Annotated in this window: 24 protein-coding genes; 6 read left to right on the plus strand and 18 right to left on the minus strand. The window is 70.7% G+C overall.

What is annotated here, in order from left to right; translation table 11 throughout:
• Nucleotides 1-233, minus strand: a 233-nt coding sequence (locus tag BQ8420_RS32525; RefSeq protein WP_235005837.1) for a hypothetical protein, incomplete at its 3' end; no start/stop codon positions are given.
• On the minus strand, nt 230-754 hold the full coding sequence (locus BQ8420_RS00005; RefSeq protein WP_087095706.1) for an ATP-binding protein: 525 nt from the start codon (nt 752-754) through the stop codon (nt 230-232). The genes BQ8420_RS32525 and BQ8420_RS00005, both read right to left, overlap by 4 nt.
• 298 nt (nt 755-1,052) lie before the next feature.
• On the opposite strand from BQ8420_RS00005, the gene BQ8420_RS00010 reads away from it, so the two are divergent.
• From BQ8420_RS00010 to BQ8420_RS00020, 3 genes are read left to right on the plus strand one after another with little or no spacing between them, the layout of a single operon-like run.
• Nucleotides 1,053-1,997, plus strand: coding sequence for a helix-turn-helix transcriptional regulator (locus tag BQ8420_RS00010; protein WP_087095707.1), 945 nt, complete (start codon nt 1,053-1,055; stop codon nt 1,995-1,997).
• Between the two features lie 18 nt (nt 1,998-2,015).
• Nucleotides 2,016-2,216, plus strand: a complete 201-nt coding sequence (locus BQ8420_RS00015) for a DUF397 domain-containing protein (protein WP_087095708.1) — start codon at nt 2,016-2,018, stop codon at nt 2,214-2,216.
• Entirely contained in the window at nt 2,206-2,403 is a 198-nt protein-coding gene (locus BQ8420_RS00020; RefSeq protein WP_087095709.1) for a DUF397 domain-containing protein, read from the plus strand. The genes BQ8420_RS00015 and BQ8420_RS00020 overlap by 11 nt, the downstream gene beginning before the upstream one ends.
• Before the next feature lie 79 nt (nt 2,404-2,482).
• Here the strand turns inward: BQ8420_RS00020 and BQ8420_RS00025 are convergent, their stop codons facing one another.
• From BQ8420_RS00025 to BQ8420_RS00045, 5 genes are all read right to left on the minus strand, one after another.
• Nucleotides 2,483-3,652, minus strand: a complete 1,170-nt coding sequence (locus BQ8420_RS00025) for a glycosyltransferase (RefSeq protein WP_087095710.1) — start codon at nt 3,650-3,652, stop codon at nt 2,483-2,485.
• 321 nt (nt 3,653-3,973) lie between these two features.
• The gene (locus BQ8420_RS00030) at nt 3,974-4,951 is read right to left on the minus strand and encodes a sigma-70 family RNA polymerase sigma factor (protein WP_087095751.1); all 978 of its coding nucleotides are present in this window, start codon (nt 4,949-4,951) and stop codon (nt 3,974-3,976) included.
• A 157-nt stretch (nt 4,952-5,108) separates the two neighbouring features.
• Nucleotides 5,109-5,507 (minus strand): glyoxalase/bleomycin resistance/extradiol dioxygenase family protein, encoded by a 399-nt coding sequence (locus BQ8420_RS00035; protein WP_087095711.1) that lies wholly within the window; start codon nt 5,505-5,507, stop codon nt 5,109-5,111.
• The gene (locus BQ8420_RS00040) at nt 5,504-7,084 is read right to left on the minus strand and encodes an MFS transporter (RefSeq protein WP_087095712.1); all 1,581 of its coding nucleotides are present in this window, start codon (nt 7,082-7,084) and stop codon (nt 5,504-5,506) included. Before BQ8420_RS00040 ends, BQ8420_RS00035 begins: the two co-directional genes overlap by 4 nt.
• Before the next feature lie 73 nt (nt 7,085-7,157).
• The gene (locus BQ8420_RS00045) at nt 7,158-7,544 is read right to left on the minus strand and encodes a VOC family protein (RefSeq protein ID WP_087095713.1); all 387 of its coding nucleotides are present in this window, start codon (nt 7,542-7,544) and stop codon (nt 7,158-7,160) included.
• A 232-nt stretch (nt 7,545-7,776) separates the two neighbouring features.
• Here BQ8420_RS00045 and BQ8420_RS00050 point away from each other — a divergent pair, with 232 nt between their 5' ends.
• Complete coding sequence (locus BQ8420_RS00050) at nt 7,777-8,826, plus strand: NAD(P)-dependent alcohol dehydrogenase (protein WP_087095714.1); 1,050 nt, start codon at nt 7,777-7,779, stop codon at nt 8,824-8,826.
• Between the two features lie 88 nt (nt 8,827-8,914).
• Nucleotides 8,915-9,700 (plus strand): SDR family oxidoreductase, encoded by a 786-nt coding sequence (locus BQ8420_RS00055; RefSeq protein WP_087095715.1) that lies wholly within the window; start codon nt 8,915-8,917, stop codon nt 9,698-9,700.
• 63 nt (nt 9,701-9,763) lie between these two features.
• Here the strand turns inward: BQ8420_RS00055 and BQ8420_RS00060 are convergent, their stop codons facing one another.
• The 10 genes from BQ8420_RS00060 to BQ8420_RS00105 form a co-directional block, all read right to left on the minus strand.
• The gene (locus BQ8420_RS00060) at nt 9,764-10,573 is read right to left on the minus strand and encodes a DUF1295 domain-containing protein (RefSeq protein WP_087095716.1); all 810 of its coding nucleotides are present in this window, start codon (nt 10,571-10,573) and stop codon (nt 9,764-9,766) included.
• The gene (locus BQ8420_RS00065) at nt 10,570-11,886 is read right to left on the minus strand and encodes a cyclopropane-fatty-acyl-phospholipid synthase family protein (protein WP_087095717.1); all 1,317 of its coding nucleotides are present in this window, start codon (nt 11,884-11,886) and stop codon (nt 10,570-10,572) included. The genes BQ8420_RS00060 and BQ8420_RS00065 overlap by 4 nt, the downstream gene beginning before the upstream one ends.
• Nucleotides 11,883-13,124, minus strand: coding sequence for a cyclopropane-fatty-acyl-phospholipid synthase family protein (locus BQ8420_RS00070; protein WP_087095718.1), 1,242 nt, complete (start codon nt 13,122-13,124; stop codon nt 11,883-11,885). Before BQ8420_RS00070 ends, BQ8420_RS00065 begins: the two co-directional genes overlap by 4 nt.
• On the minus strand, nt 13,124-13,864 hold the full coding sequence (locus tag BQ8420_RS00075) for a DUF1365 domain-containing protein (RefSeq protein WP_087095752.1): 741 nt from the start codon (nt 13,862-13,864) through the stop codon (nt 13,124-13,126). The genes BQ8420_RS00070 and BQ8420_RS00075 overlap by 1 nt, the downstream gene beginning before the upstream one ends.
• Nucleotides 13,861-15,147, minus strand: coding sequence for an NAD(P)/FAD-dependent oxidoreductase (locus BQ8420_RS00080; RefSeq protein WP_087095719.1), 1,287 nt, complete (start codon nt 15,145-15,147; stop codon nt 13,861-13,863). Before BQ8420_RS00080 ends, BQ8420_RS00075 begins: the two co-directional genes overlap by 4 nt.
• 135 nt (nt 15,148-15,282) lie before the next feature.
• Entirely contained in the window at nt 15,283-16,719 is a 1,437-nt protein-coding gene (locus BQ8420_RS00085) for a PQQ-binding-like beta-propeller repeat protein (protein WP_160049255.1), read from the minus strand.
• Between the two features lie 65 nt (nt 16,720-16,784).
• Nucleotides 16,785-17,102, minus strand: a complete 318-nt coding sequence (locus tag BQ8420_RS00090; protein WP_087095721.1) for a hypothetical protein — start codon at nt 17,100-17,102, stop codon at nt 16,785-16,787.
• A gap of 113 nt (nt 17,103-17,215) precedes the next feature.
• On the minus strand, nt 17,216-18,706 hold the full coding sequence (locus BQ8420_RS00095; protein WP_087095722.1) for an FAD-dependent oxidoreductase: 1,491 nt from the start codon (nt 18,704-18,706) through the stop codon (nt 17,216-17,218).
• On the minus strand, nt 18,703-19,626 hold the full coding sequence (locus BQ8420_RS00100; RefSeq protein WP_235005839.1) for an FAD:protein FMN transferase: 924 nt from the start codon (nt 19,624-19,626) through the stop codon (nt 18,703-18,705). Before BQ8420_RS00100 ends, BQ8420_RS00095 begins: the two co-directional genes overlap by 4 nt.
• Nucleotides 19,613-20,101: an FMN-binding protein gene (locus BQ8420_RS00105; protein WP_087095723.1), complete on the minus strand. Its 489-nt coding sequence runs from the start codon at nt 20,099-20,101 to the stop codon at nt 19,613-19,615. Before BQ8420_RS00105 ends, BQ8420_RS00100 begins: the two co-directional genes overlap by 14 nt.
• 195 nt (nt 20,102-20,296) lie before the next feature.
• Between BQ8420_RS00105 and BQ8420_RS00110 the strand changes: the two genes are divergently transcribed.
• The gene (locus BQ8420_RS00110) at nt 20,297-21,772 is read left to right on the plus strand and encodes a bifunctional phosphatase PAP2/diacylglycerol kinase family protein (RefSeq protein WP_087095724.1); all 1,476 of its coding nucleotides are present in this window, start codon (nt 20,297-20,299) and stop codon (nt 21,770-21,772) included.
• Here the strand turns inward: BQ8420_RS00110 and BQ8420_RS00115 are convergent.
• Nucleotides 21,737-22,753: a phosphotransferase gene (locus BQ8420_RS00115; RefSeq protein ID WP_087095725.1), complete on the minus strand. Its 1,017-nt coding sequence runs from the start codon at nt 22,751-22,753 to the stop codon at nt 21,737-21,739. The genes BQ8420_RS00110 and BQ8420_RS00115 overlap by 36 nt on opposite strands.
• Between the last annotated feature and the right edge of the window lie 77 nt (nt 22,754-22,830).

Raw genomic sequence — 22,830 nt, forward strand, 5'->3', positions numbered from 1 at the left:
AACCTACGCCCACCCCCGGCCGGCCGGGGGTGCGGGACCAGGGGTTTCGGCGGCCGGCCGGGGGTGGGCGTAGGTTCGTGTGGCCGTTGGGGAGCCCAGGCGTCCCATTCGTCGATGAGGGCTGGCCGGCGCTGTTCCCGACGTGGCGGGTCGGAGTGGGGGCGGGAGAAGCGGCGGCCTCGGGGCGCCTCCAATACCGCGCGCATCTCGGAGGAGATCGGGTCGGCGTTCACCGGTCGGCGCCCGTGGTGGTGAGGGTGAATTCAGCCCATACGAGGGTGCCCAGCCCGGCGCAGAATGGGAAGTCCACCACCGGTCGGCTCCCCCAGCGGGTAGCCAGGTGCTCGATGAGCAACAGACCTCGGCCGCGTTCGGCCTCCTCCCATTCGATGGCGGTGCGCTGGTGCGGGATGTGCGGGAGGGTGGGGGCTTCTTCGCGGGCACCGTCGTCGATGGTGGACACGCACAGGGTGTGGGCGGTGGGCATGGACAGGGTGCGCAGCACCCGACCGTCGTGTTGGCCGGAGCGGGAGTGATCGCAAGCGTTGGCGAACATTTCGCTCGCACAGAGAACGATGGTCTCGGACTGGTCAGGGCACAGACCTTCGAGGCGGTGCAGGTCGGCGCGCAGGTCTTCTCGAACCCAAGCGGCTTGGGCCAAGTCACCGGAGTAGACGCGACCGGCCCACCTTCGCCCGGCGAAGGGCGGGGTGGGGGTGTGGAAGGGCGCACGGGAACGCGGCACAATGGGCATGACGCACTTCTCCTCAGGCAAGAGGGACTGGTGTTGTCACTGGGCTCTGGAGGCGCTGCTATCGCCCCCAGAGCCCGTTTTCATGCGGTCACCTTGATCAACAACCGGCAGAGTTCCCAGCTCTGGTGAGCCGAGCCCCTTCCGTACCTGGTGACTACGGCCGCGACTGAGCCAGGTGACGCTTCTCAGTCATGACGAATCCTCCGGCACGGCGCTGCGCCACCAAAGGACTCAGCGAGCCACTGGATAGACTCATCCTCAACTATGAACTTCCTACTTTCAAGTCCAAAGTTGCTTTGTGTGGAATGTCGGATTCTGCGATCGGAAGTTCGTACTAGGATCAGCGACATGTCCCATTGCCCCCAGCCCCAGGAGGAACACTTTGGCCGCAAAGCCACCACCCCTTCCCACTGTCGGCAAGCGGCAGTTGGCTCGCGAGCTTCGGCAGAGGCGTGAAGCAGCCGGGCTGACACTCGACCAAGTGGCGACTGAGCTCGACTGGGCCAAGACAAAGGTCCACAACTACGAGAACGGGCGCTGGACCAGGGGAAACCTCACCGACCTCAGGGCGCTCTTGGATCTTTTCGGTGTCACAGATGCTGATCGCCGGGAATCTCTGGAGACCCTCATGCGCGACGCGAAGAAGAAGGGATGGTGGGTCGCCTACGGAGATGCGTTCGAGGGATCGCTTCCGGCCTTCGAAGACGAATCCGCCCAGATCAGCAGCTACGAACCGGTCTTCATCCCCGGACTACTCCAAACACCTGAATACACGGGCCGGCTCATGCGCGCCTACTCCTTCCTCACGCCAGACGACATCGAGCGTAGGGTCGAAGCCCGCATGCGACGCCAGGAGATCCTGAAGCGCAGCACCCCTCCAATCCTCTCGTTCGTCATCGAAGAGGCAGCTGTGCAGCGTCTCGTCGGCTCTCTGCGCGTGTTCGAGCCACAGATACAGCACCTGATCGACGTGGCAGAGAGTTCTGCCCAAGCTTCCATCCAGATCATGCCACTACGGTCAGGGCTCCACGGGACCTTGGGGTCTTCGTTCATGATCTTGGACTTCGACGGCGACTTCGATTTGTCGATCGTCCACTCTGAGACCGCCACACGCAGCGCTTATATTGAAAGCAAGGAGGAAGTAGCACTTCACCGAAACATGTTCACCCAAGCCTGCGGGAATGCTCTCTCCCAGAGCAGCTCATCCACGCTACTCAAGACCCTCCTCAAACAGCACAAATAATGGAACTAGGACTTGACAATGGACTCATCTGCCGCCACCTACTATCATCCCTTTCGCACCTCCAGCTATTCCTCGGCCTCCGACAACTGCGTTGAGGTAGCGGGCGGAGCGGCAGGCACAGCTGTGCGGGACACCAAGCACCGTGAGTTGGGCGCGCTCTCCTTCAACGCAAGTGAGTGGCAGGCCTTCCTCGGGACGGCGCGACACGATGTGGACTGAACGAAACGGATCCAGCGCCAACTGGCGTAAGTCCAGCTACAGCGGTTCGCACGGAGAATGCGTCGAAGTAGCCGGTCTAGGGCAAGAGAGAGCTATACGGGACACCACCCACCGTGAACTCGGCGCGCTCCTCTTCGACGTCCACGAGTGGCGAACCTTCATCGACTCCACCAAAGCACGACCCTGAGGGTCGGCCGCACCAACAGATCAGGCCCCACCCGCCTTCGGCGAGTGGGGCCTGATGCTCATCGATCCAGCAGGGTCCGCTATTCGGCGGCCTGCAACAGCACGTCCACCAAGCGCTCGGCGGCGTCCGGACGACCATGAGCGCGGGCGTTGGTGGCGATCTGCTCGCGCCGGGCGGGGTCCGTGAGCAACGGCTCGACCGCGCCCTGGAGGCTCTCGGGGGTGATCTCACCCAGCAGCGCCACCGCCGCGTTGGTCTCTTGCAGGTGGCGGGCGTTGTGGGCCTGCTCGTTACCGGCCGACGAAGCCAAGGGGATGAACACCGCCGCCTTACCGAGTGCGGTGAGTTCGGCGATGGTTCCGGCACCGCTGCGGGAGATCACCACGTCGGCCAACGCCAGCACGTCGGGCAGTTCGGGGCCGACGAAATCCGTCAGGTGGTATCGCTCGGCCAGACCGGGCGGAAGCTGCTGAGCGCTCTCGCGCAGGATGGCGACGTTGGCCGCTCCGCACTGATGAACCACGTTCGCCCGCGCCAGCAACCAGGGCAGGATCGCGCGGACGTTGTCGTTGATCTGGGCCGAACCCTGCGCCCCACCGGTGACGTAGACGGTGGGCAGCTCGGCGTCGTAGCCCTCGAAGCCCAGGCCCTTGGCGCCGAGTTCGGCCCGGCCGGTGAGGACCTCGGGGCGAACGGGGTTGCCGGTGACGACGGCGTCGTCCTGGGAGGAGTCGGGCAGCAGCTCCACGGAGGATTCCGCAGAGACCGCGATCTGGGCGCCGGCGCGGGCCAGGACCTTGTTGGCGAGCCCCAGGCGCACGGTCTGCTCGTGCACGACGAGGGGCTTGCGGCACATGCGTGCGGCCAGGCCGACGGGCACGGCGACGTAGCCGCCGGTGGCCAGCACGACGTCGGGTTCGAAGTCGGACACGAGCTTGCAGGCCTGGGCCACGCCCCGGGGCACGTTGGTCATGTCCTTGATGTTGGCCGGGGAAGCCAGTTTGAGGGGGTTCTTGGACCGGCGGATCTTACCGGTGGCCACCGCTTCGAACGCGATCCCGTTGGCGGTCGCCACCCTCTTCTCCAGGCTGCCCGCGGCGCCCACCCACAGCACCTCCAGAGAGTTTCCGGTCGTCTCCAGGCGCTTGCGCAGTGCGTTGATCGCGGTCAGCGCGGGGTAGGTGTGTCCGCCCGTGCCGCCGCCGGTGACGATCAGGCGCAGGTCTCGGTGGTCAGGGGTGCTGTTCACGCGGTTCCCATCCGGGTGGGTGATGAGGTGGTAGGGCCATGGTCGGTCGGCCCCTGAGCACGTTAGCCGGGTCCAAAGGCCACCGAGGCCTGGTATCGGGGCGAATCCGGCTTGAATCACCCGGGTGCCCGAACTACTGGGACGGGCGTCCGCCGGGTTCGGTTCACGGGTTCGTGGAGGGGAACGGGCGGACGCTCTGGGCGGTGTGGGGGTCACTCCCGGGTGAGGGCCGGTTCGAAGTCGACGCGGTCATCGTACAGCCACGTGTGCCCGCCGAACCTGGCGCTCAGCGCGAACACCACCCGCAGGACCGTATCCAGGTCAGCGGTGCAGCACCGGGTCCAGGCCGAAGAGCGGGAACAGGGTGGTGTCGAAGAAGAGCGAGCAGCGCCCGATCCCCTCGCCCTCCAACGAGAGCACGTGGATGCCGAAGGCCCGGTAGGCGCCGTCCTCGCCCCGCAGGTACATGGCGAAGGCGGGCTGTCCGTTGGCGGTGGTGGGCACCAGGGCGAGGTCTCCGGGCGCCTTGGCCGGGCACTGGGCGTGGATGAGCCGCACGATGTTCTCGGGTCCGCGCACCCAGGTGGCGAACGGTGGCATCTCGAAGGCCGCCTCGGCGGTGAAAAGTTCGGTGAGCGCACCGATGTCGTAGCTCTCGAACGCGGTGACGTAGCGCTCCAACAGCTCGCGCTGGTCGGCCCTGGGCGCGGGGACCTTCTCCTCCTGTGGCAGCTCCTTGGCCAGCTGGGCACGGGCCCGCTGCAACAGACTGTTGACGGCCGGGACGGAGGTGTCCAGGGTCTGGGCGACCTCGGCGGCGCTGAACCGCAGTACCTCGCGCAGGATCAGCACGGCGCGCTGTTTGACCGGTAGGTACTGCAAGGCGGCGACCAGGGCCAGACGGACGCTCTCGCGGCCGGCCACGACGGTGCCCGGGTCATCGGCGCCCAGCCCGAGGCGGTCCGGCATCGGCTCCAACCAGGGAACCTCGGAACCGTCGGCCAGGTCGGACTCCGGGCTGGTGGTCGGCCCGCCCAGGCCGGTGGGCAGGGGTCTGCGGCCACGTTTGTCCAGGGCCGTCAGGCACGCCGTGGTGGCGATGCGGTGCAGCCAGGTGCGCAGGCTGGAGCGACCCTCGAAGCGGTCGTAGCCCTTCCAGGCGCGTAGACAGGTTTCCTGGACCAGGTCCTCGGCGTCGTGCGCCGAACCGAGCATGCGGTAGCAGTGCGCGTACAACTCTCGGCGATAGGGACCGATGAGCCGGGCGAAGTCCTGGTCGATCGTCGTCTGCTCAACCATGATCGCCACGCTAGGCCGCACCTACGACAAAACGGCTCGGACGTGGTCGTTCCTTTACCGGATCTTCTTCCGGTGGGCACGCACGGACCCACAAGGGGCCGGTGGACGGCACCCCTCAACGAGCGCCGACCACCGGTGACATGGGACTCTATCGTTCTCAGGCCTCTTGGGGCGTGCTCTCCATAGCGGCCAGGTGCTCGGGACTGAGCTGAACGATCTGCACGTAGTTGCCGTCGGGGTCCTGTGCGGTGGCGAACAGGCTCCCATCACGGTCTTCCAGCGGGGCGACCCACGGGGTGCCCCTCTCCTCCATTCGGGCGGCGACGTCGCGCGCGTCGGCGACGTCGAAGTTGAGGATCATCCGGGGCGCGTCGGTGGCCTTGGGCCCGATGTCGTCACGACGGTCGATCATCATGTAGAAGTCGCCGAACTTGAGCACCCGGTAGTCGTCCATGGTGTCGTTCAGGACCGGGTCGAGCACGGCGGCGTACCAGTCGCGCAGGCGGTCGGGGTCGGTGCTGGCCAGGAGCATGCTGTCGAGGACGGTGTTCTTCACTGGGTTCTCCCTGTGGTGTCGCCGGTCTGGTCGTTCACCCGTACCGACTCCGCGGGCGCGGCGGATTCATCGGTGGGTGCTTCGCGGAGCAGGATCAGGGCCAGGGCGCCGAAGACCACCATGACGACGATGCCCACGCCGGCGGCGAGGTTGAGCCCCACGGTGAACGCCTCGCGGGCGGAGGCGAGCAGTGCCTCGGCCTGGTCGGCGGGCAGTGCGCCGGCGCTGTCGACGGCGCCGGCCAGGGTCTGCCCGGCGGACTCGTCGACGCCCTCCGGGACCTGGACGCGGTCGCGGTAGACGGCCGCGGCGAGGCTGCCGAGCAGGGCCACCCCGATCGCGATGCCGAACTCCCCGCTGGTCTCCGACATGGAGGCGGCCGCCCCCGCTTTCTCCCGGGGCGCGGAGCCCACGACGATGTCGGCGATGAGGGCCGCGCCGGGGCCGAGCCCGATGGAGGTGAGGAGCAGCCCCAGGACCACGATGCCGGTGCCGCCGTCGGCGGGGGCGAAGGCCAGGACGAGGAACCCGGTGGCGCTGACGAACATGCCGCCACCGATCACGCCGGCCCGACCCACGCGCTGAGCGAGGGCCGGCGCGGCCATGGTGCTGACGATCATGGCCAGGGCCGGCGGTACCAGCCACAGTCCGGCCCGGAGCGGGGAGTTGTCGGCGACCATTTGCAGGTACTGGCTGAGCAACAGGAACGTGCCGCCCATGGCGACGGCGCCGACCATCATGGTGCCCAGTGCCGCGCCGAAGGAGCGTTCGCGGAACAGGCGCAGGTCCAACAGGGGGTGGGTCAGCCGCAGCTGCCTGCGCACGAACCACACGCCCATGGCCACGCCGACCAGGACGGGGAGCAGGGCCATCGTGGTCGATCCGCCCTCGGCGGCGGTCTTGAGCCCGAAGACCACCGGCAGGATGGCGGCCAGGGACAGGGCGACGCTGAACAGGTCGAGGCGGCCCGGGTTCGGGTCGCGGTGTTCGGGCAGGAGCAGGGGCGCGCAGACCAGGAGCAGCAGCATCACGGGGACGCCGAGGAGGAAGACCGATCCCCACCAGAACCATTGGAGGAGCAGCCCGCCGACCACGGGTCCGATGGCGGTGCCGCCCATGAAGCAGCTGGTCCACACCGCGATGGCGACCGCGCGTTGGGCCGGGTGGCGGAACATGTTACTGATCAGCGCCAGGGTGGAGGGCATGAGGGTGGCGCCGGCGACACCCATGAGGGTGCGGGTGGCGATGAGCATGGCGGCGCTGGTGGAGAACGCGGCGGCGACCGAGGCCAGTCCGAAGGCGGCGGCGCCGATCATCAGGAGTCGACGGCGGCCGATCCGGTCGCCGAGGGTGCCCATGGTGATGAGGAATCCGGCGATCATGAAGCCGTACACGTCCATGATCCACAGGGTCTGGGCCCCGGTGGGTCGCAGGTCGGCGGCCAGGTGCGGTAGCGCCAGGTAGAGCACGCTCATGTCCAGCGAGAGCAGCAGCGTGGGGAGGGCGAGTACGCCGAGCCCGAGCCAGGCGCGGCGGTCGGCCCGTTCCGGGGGCGCGGGTGACGGGGACGTGTTCATGGAGAGCCTCCTCGGTCCGTGATTCGTTCATGTGTACGGACACGAGGAGGCGGTGGAACTCATCGCGGGCGTCTCACTCCTGGATGAGGCCGATGACGTTGCCCGCGGGGTCGGTGAACCAGGCGACCAGGGGTCCCCCGCCCTCGCGGACGATCCCCTTGTCGTCGTGTCGGAACGCCTCGTAGCGCAGCATGCTGATCCCGCGGCGGACGAGTTCGTCGACGGCGGCGTCGATGTCGTCGACCGGCAGGTTGAGGACGGTGAACACGGCGGGCACATGGTCGGGTTTGGGGTAGACGAGCACGCCGTTCTCCCTCCCCATGTCGATCTGGAACAGGCCGTGTTCCTCCATGCCCGGCACCGGCAGGACGTCCAGACCCAGGGTGGTGCCGTAGAACTCTCGGGCGGTGTCGGGGTCGGGGACGGCGAAGGAGCCGAAGGCCCGGGTGGTGTCGAACATGTGGTCCTCCTCGAAGGTCGTGTCTCACCCGTGTGGACCCGGGCGACGGACCGAACTCATCGCCTCGGCGGGCGCGGGCGGGTCAAACAATGCGGACGATTCCGTGCGCGACTCTTGGGTGACCCACCGTGATCGCCGGTGTTACGTTCGCGTGGGCGAGACGGCGTCTCACGTGGCCCGGCTCGCCGGTGTCCGACGGCGGGCACCGATCCTCCGTCGAGGGAGTTGGCATATGCGCGCAGTGGTGTTCGAGAACTACCAGGAGTTCCCCTCGCTCACCGAGGTGCCCAAACCGGAGCCGGGACCGGGGGAAGTCCTCTTGCGGGTGGCCGGCGCCGGGGCGTGCCACTCCGACATCAGCGTCTACCGGGTGTTCGAGAAAGGGCAGACCGGCGCCCAGAAACCGCCGTTCGTCCTAGGGCACGAGAACGCCGGGTGGGTCGAGGCGCTCGGTCCGGGTGTGAGCGAGCGGATCCAGGTGGGCGGTGCGTACATGGTCTACGGTCCGATCGGCTGTGGGCAGTGTCGCCAGTGCGCCCAGGGGTTGGAGACCTACTGCGAGAACGCCGCGACCCTGCCCTACCTGGCGGTGGGGCTGGGGCGGGACGGCGGCATGGCCGAGTACATGACGGCGCCCGCCCACCACCTGATCCCGTTGGGCGAGGCCGATCCGGTGGCCGCCGCGCCGTTGGCCGACGCGGGTCTGACCCCCTATCACGCGATCAAGAAGGCGCTGCCCCATCTGGCCGGCGGAGGTCGGTACGCGCTGGCCATCGGTCTGGGCGGCCTCGGTCTGGTCGGGGTGCAGATCCTCCGTGCGCTGACCGGCGCCACGATCATCGCCACCGACGTCAAGGAGGCGGCGCGCGAACGCGCCGAGGCGGAGGGGGCGCTCACCGTCGGGGCCGGGGAGGACCAGGTGGAGAAGATCCTCGCGCTCACGGGCGGAAGGGGTGTGGACGCGGCCTTCGACTTCGTGGGCGCGGCTCCGACGGTGTCCACGGCGGCGGCCTCCATGGCACCGGGTGGTCGTTGCACCGTGGTGGGCATCTCGGGCGGCACCCACGAGTTCTCGTTCTTCACCACCCCGTACGAGTCCTACGTGACCAACACCTATTGGGGTTCGGTCACGGAACTGTGGGAGGTGGTGGACATGTACAAGGCCGGGCAGATCCGCCCGGACGTGGAGCGGTTCTCCATGGACAACGCGTTGGAGGCGTACCGGAAGCTGGAGGCGGGCGAGGTCAACGGTCGGGCGGTCGTGACCCCCGACCCGAGCTGACGTCCTCACCGAGGCCCGCCTTGCCGCCGGGGTCGGGGTACCTGCCAGGATGCGCAGGACATCGCCGGACCGCAGTGGAGGAGACGAGATGGATCTGGGAATCGCCGGCAGGGTCGCGCTGGTGACCGCCGCCAGTTCGGGGCTGGGCCGGGCCATGGCGCTCGCCCTGGCGGCGGAGGGGGTGAAGGTGGCCGTGACCGGCCGTGACTCCGAACGTCTCCGGGCCACCGTCGACGCCTGCCGGGCCACGGGTGTGGCGGCCATGGGCATCGAGTGGGACCTGGCCGAGCACGGACGCGCCGGTGAGGTCGCCGACCGGGTCGCCGCCGACCTGGGGCCGGTGGACATCCTGATCAACAACACCGGTGGGCCGCCGCCCACGACGGCGCTGGGCCAGGACCCCGCCCTGTGGCGGGACATGTACGCGGCGATGGTGCTGCCGGTGATCGAGCTGACCGACGCGGTCGTGGGCGGGATGCGCGAACGCGGTTGGGGACGGATCATCACCAGCACCTCGTCGGGGCCGATCACCCCCATCCCGAACCTGGGCGTGTCCAACACGCTGCGGGCCTCGCTGCACTCCTGGTCCAAGACCGTGGCCAACGAGGTCGCCGCGGACGGGGTGACCGCCAACGTCATCGTGCCGGGCCGGATCGCCACCCCGCGGGTGGACTCGCTGGACCGCGCCCGCGCCGAACGCGACGGGTCGTCGCTGGAGGAGGCTCAGGCCAAGGCCCGCGCCTCGATCCCCGCAGGGCGTTACGGCGACCCGGCCGAGTACGGCGCGGTGGCGGCCTTCCTCGCGAGCGGTCAGGCCGCGTACGTGACCGGTTCGGTCATCCGGGTCGACGGCGGTCAGGTCCCGTCGGTCTGAGCCGGTGATCCGAACCGCTGTCCGGGGCGTGCCCGTGGCCCGGCACGCCCCGGCCCCGTCCCTTCAGGAATGGGTGTGGCGCTTGGGCGGTAGGGGGAAGAAGGCGCTGGTGCGTTCGGTGTACTCGGCCCAGCCGGGACGACCGGCCATGTGCTCCTCCATGAGCCGCCGGCCCGAACCCCGGGTGAGCAGGTAGGTCATCACCAGTGGGGCGGGCAGGGTGAGCAGAACCCACCACGAACCCGCGGCGACCAGGAACAGGCCCCACCACACGCACGCGTCGCCGAAGTAGTTGGGGTGACGGGTCCACGCCCACAGGCCACGGTCCATGATCCGGCCCTTGTTGGCGGGATCGGCCTTGAACCGGGCGAGCTGGGCGTCGCCCACGGACTCGAACAGGAACCCGATCAGCCACAGCAGCACGCCGAGCGCGGCCACCCACCCGAAGGCTCCGGAGGTGAACGCGCCCACCTGGATCGGTGTGGAGATCAGCCACACCAAGGCTCCCTGGAGCAGGTAGACCACGCGCAGCGCGTAGAGGTCCGGGTCTCCGGGCGCGTTCGACAGGAACCTCTCGTAGCGCGGGTCCTCGCCCTTGCCCCGGCCGCGCAGACCGATGTGCACCGCCAGGCGCAGCCCCCACACGGTGGTCAGCGCGACCAGTGGCCAGACGCGGGTGGGGTCGCCGTATCCGGTGGCGGTGACCACCACTCCGGTGGTCAGCGCGGTGGCCGCGAAGGCCGCGCCCCAGGCGGAGTCGACGACGCTGTGCCGGCCCAGCCGCACCCCGATCGCGAAGGTGGTGAGCATGACGGCGGCCAGGACCAGCGCGGTCACCCCCAGGTTGAGGGCCAGGGCCGCACCGACGCTCACGTGGTCTCCTCGGGGCGGTGGGCCAGGATCTGGTCGACGCCCATGCGCCCCTCCTCGAAGGCGAGCGCTCCCCCGGCCAGGTACAGCCGCCATACCCGGGCGGTCTGCGGGCCGGCGATCCGCACCAGTTCGTCGAACCGGCGTTCCAGCTCGTCGGACCAGGCGCGGGCGGTGCGCACGTAGTTCTCGCGCAGCGCCCGCACGCCTCGCACCTCCAGCCCGGCGTCCTCGATGAGCGTGACGGTCTCGCCGAGCGGGCGCATGTGCATGTCGGGGGCGATGTAGCGCTCGATGAACGGGCCGCCGCCGGGGTGGCTTCCGCGTCGGGACATCTGCTGGATCAGCAGGGAGCCGCCCGGACGCAGGAGGTCGTGGAGCCGGCGGGCGAAGGGCCCGTAGGCGTCGCGTCCCACGTGTTCGCCCATCTCCACGGTGGCCACGGCGTCGAATCCGTGCCCGACGGGTTCGTCGAAGGTGTCGTCGGCGATGTCGCGGTAGTGCAGCAGGCGCACGTCGACCAGGTGGTCCAGTCCCTCCGCGACGGCGCGTTCGGCCACGTGGTCGCGTTGGCGGGCCGACAGGGTCACCGCGTCCACCCGCGCCCCGTGCTCGCGGGCGGCGTGCAGGGTGAGCGAACCCCAGCCGCAGCCCACGTCCAGCAGCCGGTCTCCGGCGCGGAGTCCGAGGTCGGCGCAGATGAGTTCGAGTTTGGCGCGTTGGGCCTGGGCCAGGGTCTGCTCGGGCCGTTCGGGGTCCCAGTAGGCGCAGGAGTAGGCCATGGTCTCGTCGAGCAGGAGCTCGTAGAGGTCGTTGCCGGCGTCGTAGTGATGGGAGACGGCGGCGGCGTCGCGTTCGCGGCTGTGGAGTCGTCCGCCCAGGCGCGCCTCGATGGACGGCGCGGGCGGTGGCGGTCCCACCAGGCCCAGGACCAGGGCGACGTGGGCCGCGCGTGCCCAGTCGGCCGGCCCCGGCAGCGAGGTGCCGTGTTCGCGTACCGAGGCCCACACGCGTCGCAGGGCGTCGGTGAGGTCGCCCTCGACCTGCAGGCCCCCGGTGACGTAGGCGCGGGACAGACCCAGCTCTCCGGGGCGGGCCAGCACGTGGCGCAGGGCGTCGCGGTCCCGTACCGTCACGCGCGGCGCGTTCGCGGGGCCGTACTCGCTGCCGTCCCAGGTGCGCAACCGCACCGGGGGCACCCCGTTGAAGAAGGCGGCGACCAGGGGGCCCAGCAGGTGGGCCGCCCCTCGCGCGCCGGGGCCGCTCCGGGGTCGATCGGTGGCGGCGGTAGCGGATCGGGCGGTGGTGGTGGTCATGCGGGATGCTCCAGGGTGATCTGCTCGACGTCGATGATCCCGGATCGGAATCCGGCCTCGCAGTAGGCCAGGTAGAAGGTCCACATCCGGTGGAAGACCGGATCGAAGCCCAGGTCGGCGACCTGGTCGGCCGCGTCGACGAAGGTGCGGCGCCACACGGCCAGGGTGTCGGCGTAGTCGCGGCCGAAGGCCCGCCGTTGGGCGACGCGCAGGCGGGTGTGGGCGGAGAACTCTCTGCGCAGGGCCGTGATCGAGGGGATGAGTCCGCCGGGGAACACGTACTTGTGCATCCAGGTGTAGGAGCCGCGCGAGGCGCGCATCATGGCGTGCTCCATGGTGATGCACTGGAGCGCCACCCTTCCGCCGGGCCGGGTGAGGCGGTCCAGGGCGGTGACGTAGGCGGTCCAGTACTTCTCGCCCACCGCCTCGATCATCTCGCAGCTGACGACGGCGTCGTAGGAACCGGTGGCGTCGCGGTAGTCGCACAGCCGCACGTCGACGCGGTCGCTCATCCCGGCTTCGGCGACGCGGGCACGGGCCAGGTCGCGCTGTTCGGTGGACAGGGTGATGGAGGTGACGCGGGCGCCGCGTCGGGCGGCCCGAACGGCCAGTTCGCCCCAGCCGGTGCCGATCTCCAGGAGTTCGGTGCCCTCCTCCACCCGGGCGGAGTCCAGGAGCCGGTCGATCTTGCGTTCCTGGGCGCGGGCCAGTCCGTGGGCGTCGCGCGGGTCCTCGCCGCTGAACAGCGCCGACGAGTAGGTCATGGTGCGGTCCAGGAACAGCGCGAACAGGTCGTTGGACAGGTCGTAGTGGTGGCTGATGTGCCGGCGCGCTCCCGCCCTCGTGTTGCGGTCGGAGGCGGGTCGGCGCGGCAGGGTGACGTGTCGCAGCGGGTGCAGGGCTCGGGGGACGAGCCGTTCGTAGTGGTCGGCCAGGCGGGTGAGCAGGGAGACGAGGTCGGGTGAGTCCCACTCCCCCGCCATGTACGACTCACCGAACCCGATGAGGCCGTCGTGGGCCAGTCGGGCGTGGAAGGCGTCGGGGTCGCGCAGCCAGAGCACGGGGGTGTCCCCGTGCTCGTGCGGCGTGCCGGTACCGGTGTGCACACGGATACCGGCCAGTGGGAGGGCCCGGGCCGTGACCAGGCGTGCCACGGCGGTGCGCAGCCCGCTCCGCGGGATCCGGGCCACGTCGGGCCAGCGTTCGGCGTTCGGTGAGGTGGCTTCGACGGTGGTCATCAACGTGCTCCTCGCGGTTCGTGGTCCGAGCGATGGACGGGCCGGTCCCGTACGGGCAGGCCACGCAGGTAGAGCCGGATGCCGTGGAAGCGGATGCGCGCCGCGTCGACCAGTGGCGCCAGCGGGTAGCGCAGGTTCAGCCACAGCAGGGTGGCCCGGGTGAGGGGACGTCGCAGGCCGCGTACCGACGCGGTGAAGGGCGGATGTCCCTCGCGGTGCAGGGCCACGGTCAGGTCGAGCCGCTCGCCGGGTTCGGGCAGGGAGAGCCGGTAGTGGCCGTCGACGTCGTTGAACGGGGACACGTACAGGGCCTTGTCGGCTCGGGCCCGGCCGCGTTCGTCGGGGTGCAGGAGGTAGCGGTGGCGGTCGCCGTAGGTGTTGTGCACCTCGGCGACCACCGCACGCGGCGCACCGTGGGGGTCGTGGCACCAGTACACGGTCAGCGGGTTGAACACGTGGCCGAACACCCGGGCGTGGGCGAGCATGAACACGCGCCCGCCGGCCGCTTCCACGCCCTGGTCGCGCAGGTAGGAGTCCAGGTCGGCGCGGATCGTGGCCGCCCGCCCGGAGCCGTGGTCGGCGGGGTGGAAGCCGGCGAGCGGACGCAGGGGCCGGGGAAGGCGCGGCGGGTGGTCCAGGTCGATGAACCAGTAGAGGGTGCGGTGGGCGAAGGCGTACCGCACCGGGGCCGACCGCACGTGGTGGACGGTCGCCTCGTACAGGGCGGATGTGCGTCTCACCAGGTCCTCCCCAACGCGGCGGCGGCTTCCGCGCCGGCCCGGCACCCGTCCTCATGGAAGCCCCAGCCGTAGTGGGCGCCGGCGTAGGCGAGGGTGGGGCCGTCCAGGGAGCGCAGACGGCTCTGGGCCGCGACCGACTCGGGGGTGAAGACCGGGTGGGCGTAGTCCATGGCGGCCACCACCTTCGCGGGGTCCACGTCTGCGTCATCGTTGAGCGTCACGATGTAGTCGTACCCCTCGGGCAGGCCCTGAAGTCGGTTCATGTGGTACCCGACCCGCACGGGGGCGCGTCCGGGGGCGCAGGCGGGCAACCGTTGGTTCCAGGAGGCCCAGGTGGCGCGGTCATCGGGGAGTACGGAGGTGTCGGTGTGCAGCAGGGTGCGGTTACGCGTGTAGGTGAAGGCGCCCAGTACCTCGCGTTCGGTGTCCGTGGGCTCCTCCAGCAGGGCCAGGGCCTGGTCGGCGTGGGTGGCGACCACGGCGGCGTCGAAATCGGCCGTTCCGACGTCGGTGCGCACCCGCACGCCGCGGTCGCCCCTGGCCAGCCCGCGCACGGGGGTTCCGGTGCGGACCGAGTGCAGGTTCTTGGCCACCCGTTCGACGTAGGTGTACGAACCGCCCTCGACCGTTCGCCAGCGGGGTGATCCCCAGATCCCGAGCATGCCGTGGTGTTCCAGGAAGGTGAACAGGTGGCGGGCCGGGTACTCCAGGGCGGTGCCCGCCGGGCAGGACCAGACCGCCGAGACCAACGGAAGCAGGAAGTGGGCGGTGAAGTAGGGGGTGAAGCGGTGGCGTTCGACGAAGGCGCCGAGGCTGGGACCGATCGCAGCCCGCTCCCCGTCCAGGCGTCGGGCGGTCTTGAGCAGGCGGTGCGCGGCCCGGTGGAAGCGGGGAACGTCGGCGAGCATGCGCAGGTAGTCGACGCTCGCCCGGGAACGGTTCGGCCACATGGCCCGAAGTCCTCGGTCTCCCGCGTACTCCAGTCCGCAACCGGCGCAGCTCACCGACAGGCTCATCTCGGTGGGGCGGGTGGGGACGTCGAGTTCGTCGAACAGGCGCAGCAGGTGGGGATAGGTGCGGCGGTTGTGGACGATGAAGCCGCTGTCCACGCCCAGTGGTTCGCCGTCGGGTCCGGGAAGGCTGTGGGTGTGGGCGTGCCCGCCGAGCCGGTCGTCGGCCTCGAACAGCGTGACGTCGTCGTGGCGGTGCAGGACGTGGGCGGCGGTGAGTCCGGAGATCCCGCTGCCGATCACCGCTACTCGTCGTCGGTGGTGTGTGCTCATGCGACCTCTCGTGTGCGATGGTGCGGGCGTTACGAGGTATTCGGCGCAGAGGGTCGGGCGGATGGGTGGTATCCGGGGAAAAGATGCACGAAGGACGGGCGATCGCCGATCGGTGTTCCGACGGGACGGTCGGGTTCAGGGAACGAGGGCGTGGACGTCGGTGACGGTGGCGCCGTCGCTCAGGTAGGAGAGGACCGCGCCGGGTACCGCCAGCAGTCGATGCTCGTTCTCGGTGCCATCGGAGCCGGCGGTGCGGGAGGCGGGCCGGGGCTCCAGCCACGCGCCTCCTTCGGTTCCGGAGTCCATCCCGGCGGCGTACACCCGGGAGCGAGCGCCGTCGGCGTCCAGGTGCGGCACCAGCAGGGTGCCTTCCAGTGCGATCGTGCGGGCGAGGTGGTCGGCGGTGATCACTTCCTCCTCGACCGTAACGGAGGAGACGACCCGGCCCTGGGAGTCCACGCCCAGCGCGTCGAATGCCCACTCGGTGTCGGGAACGTAGGGCTCGTCGGCGCTGTCGACCGCCACGACCAGGCCGGAGGTGTCGGCGCGCAGTGTGCGCCCCGCGGGGTCGTTCGGAGCGTGGTCCCCGTCCAGGGCCTCTCGCGGGTAGCGGGCCTCTCGGCCCTCTGCCGCGTCGTTCACGAACGGTCGCGCCAGCTCGGGGCCGGATTCGACCAGGACCGCCGGGGGTTCGCCCGGCACCGGTGGGGAGCGGTCCAACAGGCCCAACGCGACCGGGTCGCCGGGGCCGCTGATCGGCCGCCGGTCGCTCCACAGAACGCGCCCGGTGCGAGGGTCCAGGGCGGTGACGTGGAGGGACAGGCTCTCGGCGCGACCGGCGAACACGAGCGGGTCCTCGGAAGGGTCGCCCAGGCTCAACTCGGCGAGTTCGGTCTCGTTCGCGCAGGCGTGCGCGACCAGCACCTGTCCGGATTCCCCCGCGGAGCGGAGCAGGGGCGCCCCCTGGAGGGTGCAGGACTCGGTCGGCCACGGGGGTCGGAACTCCCACAGGTCCGTGCCATCGCGAGGTGAGCGGGCCAGGACGACGCCGTGGTCGCCGCCCTCCGGCCCCGCGTCCGGGGAGTGCAACTGCACCAGCGGCGAGTAGGCATTCCACCCGTCGACCGTCTCCTCGGCGGCGACGTCGCGTTCCCAGGCGATCTCGCCGGTGGCGGCGTCCAGGGCGAGGAACCTGCCGGGGGCGTCGGGTCCGGGTGGGCGCAGGAAGTAGGCGTGTTCCCCCAGTACGCCCCAACCGGGCCCGGCGAAGACGTCCGGGTCGGGCGCGGACACGTCCATCTCCCGGTAGGTCCACAGTTCCCGCCCGGTGGTGCCGTCCAGGGCGACCAGGCCGTCGGTCAGGACCGCGACCGGCCCGTGGGTGCCGCGCACCAGGTCGATGACGTCGACGTCGCCCGGCGGCGACCAGCTCCACCCGTGCTCGTGCACACTCGTCGGGTGTTCGGCCGGGGCGCCCGGGTGTTCCCCTGCGGTCTCGTGGACGAGCCCGACCCGGTCCCGGTACCAGGACACCGTGGCCACCAGCGCGAGCACCAGGACAACGGCGCCCAACCCGAGCCAGATCCGCTGTCGGGCACGGCCGGCCCCGGTGGGCGGCGCGAACGCGGGGTTCAGCGTCAGACCTTCTCGGAGGGACGAGGCCCGAGTCCGAGGGCGGCACGCAGTTCGTCGCAGGTCTGGACGCAGTCCTCGTCGAAGGTCACCACCTCGACCGGGCCGCCCCGCGCCCACCGGGCGAGCTGGTCGTGCCACTCGCTCCGTGGCATGGAGACGGTGTCGGGCGGGCTGAGGTCCTCCCCGACCACGACCGGCGGGCCGTCGGTGAGGACGGTGACCCGGTGCTCGGGGTAGGTCCGGGCGAGATCGGTGTCCAGGGGGCGGGAGGAGTGCAGGACCACGACGTGGGTCTGTTCGGGGCTCTCGTTGGTCGACATGGACGCCTTTCCTTGGGGGAACGCCCGAAACCCTACTCGCCAGGGGCACTCTCCAAACGTGATCCACCGGGCCGGTTCCGGTCACCGACCCGGTGTGGGACCACGCGAGCCGCTCAGTACCCGCTGAAGGCGTCCGTGCGGACCGAGCGGGCCCCCAAGGCGCGCAGGAGGCGGCGCGTGGTCTCGACCATCACCGGGGATCCGGCCACGTAGGCGAGACGGTCCGCGTGGTCGGGCACGTGCTCGCGCAGCGCCGCCGCCGGGTCGGGTCCGCCGTACACCGCGCCTTCGGGAAGGTTCCCCGGAACGCGCGGACAGACCACGACGACCGGGATGCCCGCCGCGGCGAAGAGTTCGGTGTGGGTGAGGTCGGCGGGGTCGGTGACCAGGTGCAGCAGGACCGCGTCCCGTCCCGGGGTCTCCGCGGCCATGGAGGCGAACGGCGTGACGCCGATACCGCCGGCCACGAACAGGACCGGAACGGACGGGTCGGTGGGCGGCAAGAAGTCCCCGGCGATACCCGTGGCCGTGAGCTCGTGGCCGGGTTCGAGCGCCGCCAGGGTCCGTTTCAGGCTGCTGGCGGGCTCGGGCACGCGCATGACCAGGTGAATCCTCTCGGGGTCCGTGGGCGAGGAGGCGATGCTGAACATCCGGCGGGTGCCCCGGGAGTCGGGGCCGCGGTGCGCAACGGTGAGTTCCAGGTACTGGCCGGCGGAGAAACGCAGCGGCCGGGCGGAGGCCAGGACCAGTTCGATCGTCCCGGGCGCCGGCTCGCGGCGGTCGACCAGACGCAGCCGGAGCGCGTGGCGCTGACCGAACGCGAAGGCCAGGACATTGCCGACCACGAGCGCCAGCTCGGGTGAGGAGTACAGCGGGCCGATCGTGAAGGAGATCCCGTCCAGGACGCCCACGGTCGCGGCCACCAGCGCCCGCTGCCACCACCGTGGCGGGGTGGTGAGCGGTTCGGTGAGCATGAACGCGGCCAGGAACAGCAGTGGGGACGAGGCCACGACCGTCCAGGCCGCGTCGGTGAGCGTCGCCGTGGAACCGGCCGTGGCGTACAGGTTCAGACCCCCACTGACCAGGAGGAACACCCCGACGAAGGAGAACGCTCCGAGCCGGCGCACCACCAGGTAGCCGCCGACCAGCACCAGCGGCAGCAGGCCCGCCGAGCCCACCCACCAGGAGGGGGCGGCGATCCCGGCGACCCCGACCACGACCAGCGCGAACGCCGCCGGGTTGAGGACGTGCCTGCCGCGCCGGGTCAGTACGTACTTGGACAGGGTGGCCACGGCCGAGGCCACCGCGATCGCGAGCAACCCGGTCAGGGTGCTCTCCGGCCACAGGATCAAAAACAGGATCAGGCCAGTGATCAGGGACGACTCCGGGTGCGGGCGCACGCCGAGGGCCTTGGGCACGAGCAGACCGGTGAGCAGGGCCGCACCGACCGAGACCACCAGTGAGGCCACGATGTCCACGAGGCCGAAGGAGAGGAGGCCCAGGGCGGATTGGCCCAGGGCGGCCAGGGTGATCGTGCCCAGGGTGACCGACACCAGCCGGTACATGGTGATCTCCCCGGTGAACGGGGCCGACAGGCGTCTCATCGGAAGAACTCCCAGGATGTGGCGGGGCGGGCGCGGGGGCAGGGTCGATGTTGGAGGGTGCCGTCGGTGAACACCCGTGCGCAGCCGAACACGAAACCCGCGTCGAACAGGGTTTCGGGGGTGGTGTGGAACAGGGCGGTGGCCAGGCCGTCGGCGATGGCCGCGGTCTCGGCGACCGCCCAGGTGGCGGTGACACGGTCGACGGGCGTGCCGGTGCGGGCGTCCAGGACGTGGTGCAGCCCCTCACCCCAACGTCGACGGTTGGTGGCGGAGGAAGCCAGGGCGCCGTCGGTGAGGGTGAGGACGCCGATGGCCCGGCTCGGGTCCCAGGGGTGTTCGAGGGCGACCCGGATCGGTGCGCCGTGGGCGCGCAGGTCACCGCTGGCGTCGACCGACGCGTCGGTGATCCCGTGGTCGACGAGCAGGTCGGTGACCTCGTCCACCAGCCACCCCTTGCCGAGCGCGCCGATGTCCAGCACGGCCGGTGCGCCGGGGTCGGGTCGCAGGGTGAGGACGGTGCCGCGCCGGTGGAGGCGCCCGGGGTCGGGAGCGGGCAGCGGCGGACCCTGGGGGCTCAGCGTGTGGTCCGCGTCGTCACCGAGCCGGATCAGGGAGCCGCCGATCAGGGGGTCGACCGCTCCGTCGGTGGCCGCGCGCAGGCGTTCGTACGTCTCCAGGATCCCGACGACGTTGTCAGGGAAGGCGACCGGCCCACCGGTGGCGGCGAGTTCGGCGACCAGGGAGTCGGAACGGAACCGCGAGTAGGTCCGGTCGAATTCGGCGACGAGCCGGTCGACGGCGTCGACGACCTCCGCTGCGGGCGGTTCGGGGGTGTCCACGCGCCAACGGGTCCCGATGGCGGTCAGGTCCCAGCCGTGGGGTCGGGCGGACACGGCGGTGGTGGCGTCAGTTGTGGGCATCGCCGCGGATCCGGTTCAGGGCCTCCAGGAAGCCGTCCCCGGTGAGCGAGGAACCGCCGACCTTGTCCACCTCGATCTCGTCCAGCGGCACGCCGACCACCAGTTCGGGGATCTTCTCGGCGAACTCCTCCTGGTAGCGGGCGGAGTTGCCGCTCTCCGCGGTGCCGACGACCTCGACGTCGGTGACGTCATTGCCTTCCAGGGTGAGGGTCACGGTGATCTCGTTGTCGGCGCCGTGGGCGACGTAGGGGCCGGTGGCCGTGTACTCGCCGTCGGCGTAGTCGCCGTGGAGGACGGGTTCGGGTTCCTCGGTCGGCTCCGGAGAGGGAACGGGACGGGGTTCGGGCTCGGCCGCCTCGGCCGAAGCGTCGCCGTGCTGGAGATGGGCGGTGCCCAGTACCAGGCCGACACCGGCGACGGCCAGACCGGTTCGGACCAGACCATCACGGACCTGTGGAGCGGGGTTGGGGGGCACACGACACCTTTCGGGGGGAAGAACGGTCCGGACACGCCACGAACAGGACAAGGGTAGGCTAACCTAAATCACATCGGTGGGTGTCCCGGGGCGCGTACGGGACACCCACCGAGACGTGAGGAGGGACACTCGGTCCACTCTCGTCCGGCAGCGCGGTTTATGGACAACTCACCCGGTTCCCACCAGGCTGGGCCCATGCGAATCCTGCGTCGCCTACAACGCATCGACAAGAGCGTCTACGACAGGGTGACCCGGGTGGGCACCCCGCGGTTGGACGGGTACACGCCGCAGTTCGTCCAGGCCACCGACCACATGGCCCCCTGGATGATGGTCTCGGCCACCCTCGCGGTCACCGGCGGACCCCGGCTGCGGCGCACCGCGCTGCGGGCCATCGTCGCTGCCGGCCTGGCCAACGCCACCGCCTCCGGGATCAAGTACCTGGCGCGGCGACCCCGACCGGACAGTTCGGCGGTCCCCGCCGCGCGGTTCCCCTACCGGGCCTACCTGAGCTCCTCCTTCCCGTCCGGGCACACCGCCGCCGCCTTCGGATTCGCCGGCGGGGTGGCCGCCGACGCGCCCAAGTCCCTGGCGGGGTTGGTGACGGCCCTGGCCGGCACGGTCGGGTTCTCGCGGGTGCACAGCGGCGTCCACTACCCGGGCGACGTGCTCGGCGGGATGGCCGTGGGGTTGGCCTCCGCGATGGTCGCACGGGCGTTCATCCCGCCCCGACCCGAACTCGTGCACGGCGCGAGCACCGTCCCGGCGGGTGAGGCCGACGTGGACCCGGAGGGCGCCGGGGTGACGGTCGTGCTCAATCCGCGCTCGGCCGATGGCGCCCTGCCCACCTTCTCCATGTCCGACACCACCACCCGGGTGGCCCGGCAGCTGCCCCGGGCACGGATCATGCCGATGTCGGCCGACGACGACATCCTGGAGGTGATGGAAAAGGCCGCGCGCGACTGCGAGGTGCTCGCGGTGTCGGGCGGCGACGGCACGGTGAACGCCGGTGCGACCGCGGCCCTGGCACACGACCGTCCCCTGTTGGTGCTGCCGGACGGCACCCTGAACAACTTCGCCCGCACGTTGGGGCTGACCTCGGTGGACATCGCGCTGCGCGCCTTCGCCGACCGCCGTCTGGCGCGGGTGGACGTGGGCGAGGTCGACGGGCACGTCTTCCTCAACACCTCCTCGTTCGGGTCCTATCCGCACATGGTGGAGCGGCGGGACCGGTGGGCGCATCGGATCGGCAAGTGGCCGGCGTTCGCGTGGGCGCTGTGGCGGGACCTGCGGGAGGTGCGGCCCACTCCGGCCCTGGTGGACGGGCGTTCGGCCAAGGTGTGGTGGGCGTTCGTGGGCAACTGCCGGTACCGCACGCACGCCCGGGTGCCGGGGATGCGCGAACACCTGGACGACGGTCGTCTGGACGTGCGGGTGTTGTGCGCCCGGTACCCGTTCCCACGGCTGCGGGCGCTGATGGACGTGCTGCTGGGCCGGCCGCTGTCGGGCCGGGGCTACAGCGAACGTCTCGTCGAATCGTTGACCCTGGCCATCCCCTCGCAGCCGAGGCTGATCGCGGTGGACGGGGAGGTCATGCAGGGCTCACCGACGATGTCGTTCCACAAGCGCCCGGCGGCGCTACGGGTGTTCGTGCCCGCCGGGTCGGATCGCTGAGGTCTCTCGATCGGCCAGGCGGGCGAGCACGCCGGCCAGTTCCCGATGGGCCTGTTCGGTGTCGGGGGTACTCCGGTGCTCGGAGCCGAACAGGTCCACGAACTCCACCACGTCCCGCAGGTCCCAGCGCACCCGGTACAGGTCGAGCAGGTCGGGATCGGGAACGTGCCCGGAGGCCTCGGCGTAGCGGGCCAGGGCGTCGGGGTCGTCGGTGACCGGCCACAGGTCGCGCTCGGGCACGGCGACGCCGACGGTGTCCCAGTCCACCAGCAGCGGCCGATCCTCGTGCCACAGCAGGTTGCCCGGATGGGGTTCACCGTGGGTGGTGACGGCCCGGGCGAGGTCGACGGAGGCCGCCCGATCCTCGAACTCGGTCAGGCGTGCGCGCAGGGCGGCACCGTACTCGTCGAGGAGTTCGGTGACGGCGCCCGAGAGGGGGCCGTGGTCGCCGAGCCGGCGGGGGTCCCGCGCCAGGGCGGCCAGGTGTTCGGCGCCCTCCAGGGCGATCGGGAGCCTCCGTGCGGTCTCCGGGGGCCGGCACCGGTGCAGCGCCGCGAGCGTGTCCAGGACCCGGTCGCGGCGGACCGGTTCCAGGACCTGCCCGAACTCCCCGGACACGCCTTCCACGTGCGGGAAGACGCTCAGCGCGTAGCGTGCGCCGAGGGTGTGGACGGTGGCGCCGGACAGCGAGCGCAGCGGCGCCACCACGAACCCGAGCCCGGCGTCGTCGTGCAACCGCGTCGCGGTGTCCATGGCCCCTTCCAGCCGGTCCAGCACCGCGTGCGGGTCCTGGCCGAGGAAGGTCTTGTGCTCCAGGTCGGCCAGGGTGAGGAACCAGCGCCGGCCCACGGCGTCGGTGGCGCTCCAGTGGTGGTCGCCGAACCCCAGGGGCACGTGCGTGATCGCCACGGCGCGCACGCCCCAGTCGTTCAGGGCGTCCAAGAGATGCCGTTCGTCGAGGTCGGCGGGCTCGTCTCGCATATCGGGGACGCTAACATTCGCCGGGCCGGATGAGGCGAATCCCTTGCCCGAGGGCGTCCGGGCGGTGAAGATGGCGA

The sequence above is a fragment of the Nocardiopsis sp. JB363 genome, assembly GCF_900143625.1.
GTDB lineage: Bacteria > Actinomycetota > Actinomycetes > Streptosporangiales > Streptosporangiaceae > Nocardiopsis.

Bases quoted from the DNA above. Each gene is read 5' to 3' on its own strand.
- BQ8420_RS00045 (WP_087095713.1), bottom strand. From the start codon at position 7,544: ATGTTCGACACCACCCGGGCCTTCGGCTCCTTCGCCGTCCCCGACCCC.
- BQ8420_RS00020 (WP_087095709.1), top strand. From the start codon at position 2,206: ATGTGGACTGAACGAAACGGATCCAGCGCCAACTGGCGTAAGTCCAGC.
- BQ8420_RS00055 (WP_087095715.1), top strand. From the start codon at position 8,915: ATGGATCTGGGAATCGCCGGCAGGGTCGCGCTGGTGACCGCCGCCAGT.
- BQ8420_RS00080 (WP_087095719.1), bottom strand. From the start codon at position 15,147: ATGAGCACACACCACCGACGACGAGTAGCGGTGATCGGCAGCGGGATC.
- BQ8420_RS00100 (WP_235005839.1), bottom strand. From the start codon at position 19,626: ATGCCCACAACTGACGCCACCACCGCCGTGTCCGCCCGACCCCACGGC.
- BQ8420_RS00015 (WP_087095708.1), top strand. From the start codon at position 2,016: ATGGACTCATCTGCCGCCACCTACTATCATCCCTTTCGCACCTCCAGC.
- BQ8420_RS00030 (WP_087095751.1), bottom strand. From the start codon at position 4,951: ATGGTTGAGCAGACGACGATCGACCAGGACTTCGCCCGGCTCATCGGT.
- BQ8420_RS00005 (WP_087095706.1), bottom strand. From the start codon at position 754: ATGCCCATTGTGCCGCGTTCCCGTGCGCCCTTCCACACCCCCACCCCG.
- BQ8420_RS00115 (WP_087095725.1), bottom strand. From the start codon at position 22,753: ATGCGAGACGAGCCCGCCGACCTCGACGAACGGCATCTCTTGGACGCC.
- BQ8420_RS00065 (WP_087095717.1), bottom strand. From the start codon at position 11,886: ATGACCACCACCACCGCCCGATCCGCTACCGCCGCCACCGATCGACCC.
- BQ8420_RS00050 (WP_087095714.1), top strand. From the start codon at position 7,777: ATGCGCGCAGTGGTGTTCGAGAACTACCAGGAGTTCCCCTCGCTCACC.
- BQ8420_RS00040 (WP_087095712.1), bottom strand. From the start codon at position 7,084: ATGAACACGTCCCCGTCACCCGCGCCCCCGGAACGGGCCGACCGCCGC.
- BQ8420_RS00110 (WP_087095724.1), top strand. From the start codon at position 20,297: ATGCGAATCCTGCGTCGCCTACAACGCATCGACAAGAGCGTCTACGAC.
- BQ8420_RS00090 (WP_087095721.1), bottom strand. From the start codon at position 17,102: ATGTCGACCAACGAGAGCCCCGAACAGACCCACGTCGTGGTCCTGCAC.
- BQ8420_RS00070 (WP_087095718.1), bottom strand. From the start codon at position 13,124: ATGACCACCGTCGAAGCCACCTCACCGAACGCCGAACGCTGGCCCGAC.
- BQ8420_RS00095 (WP_087095722.1), bottom strand. From the start codon at position 18,706: ATGAGACGCCTGTCGGCCCCGTTCACCGGGGAGATCACCATGTACCGG.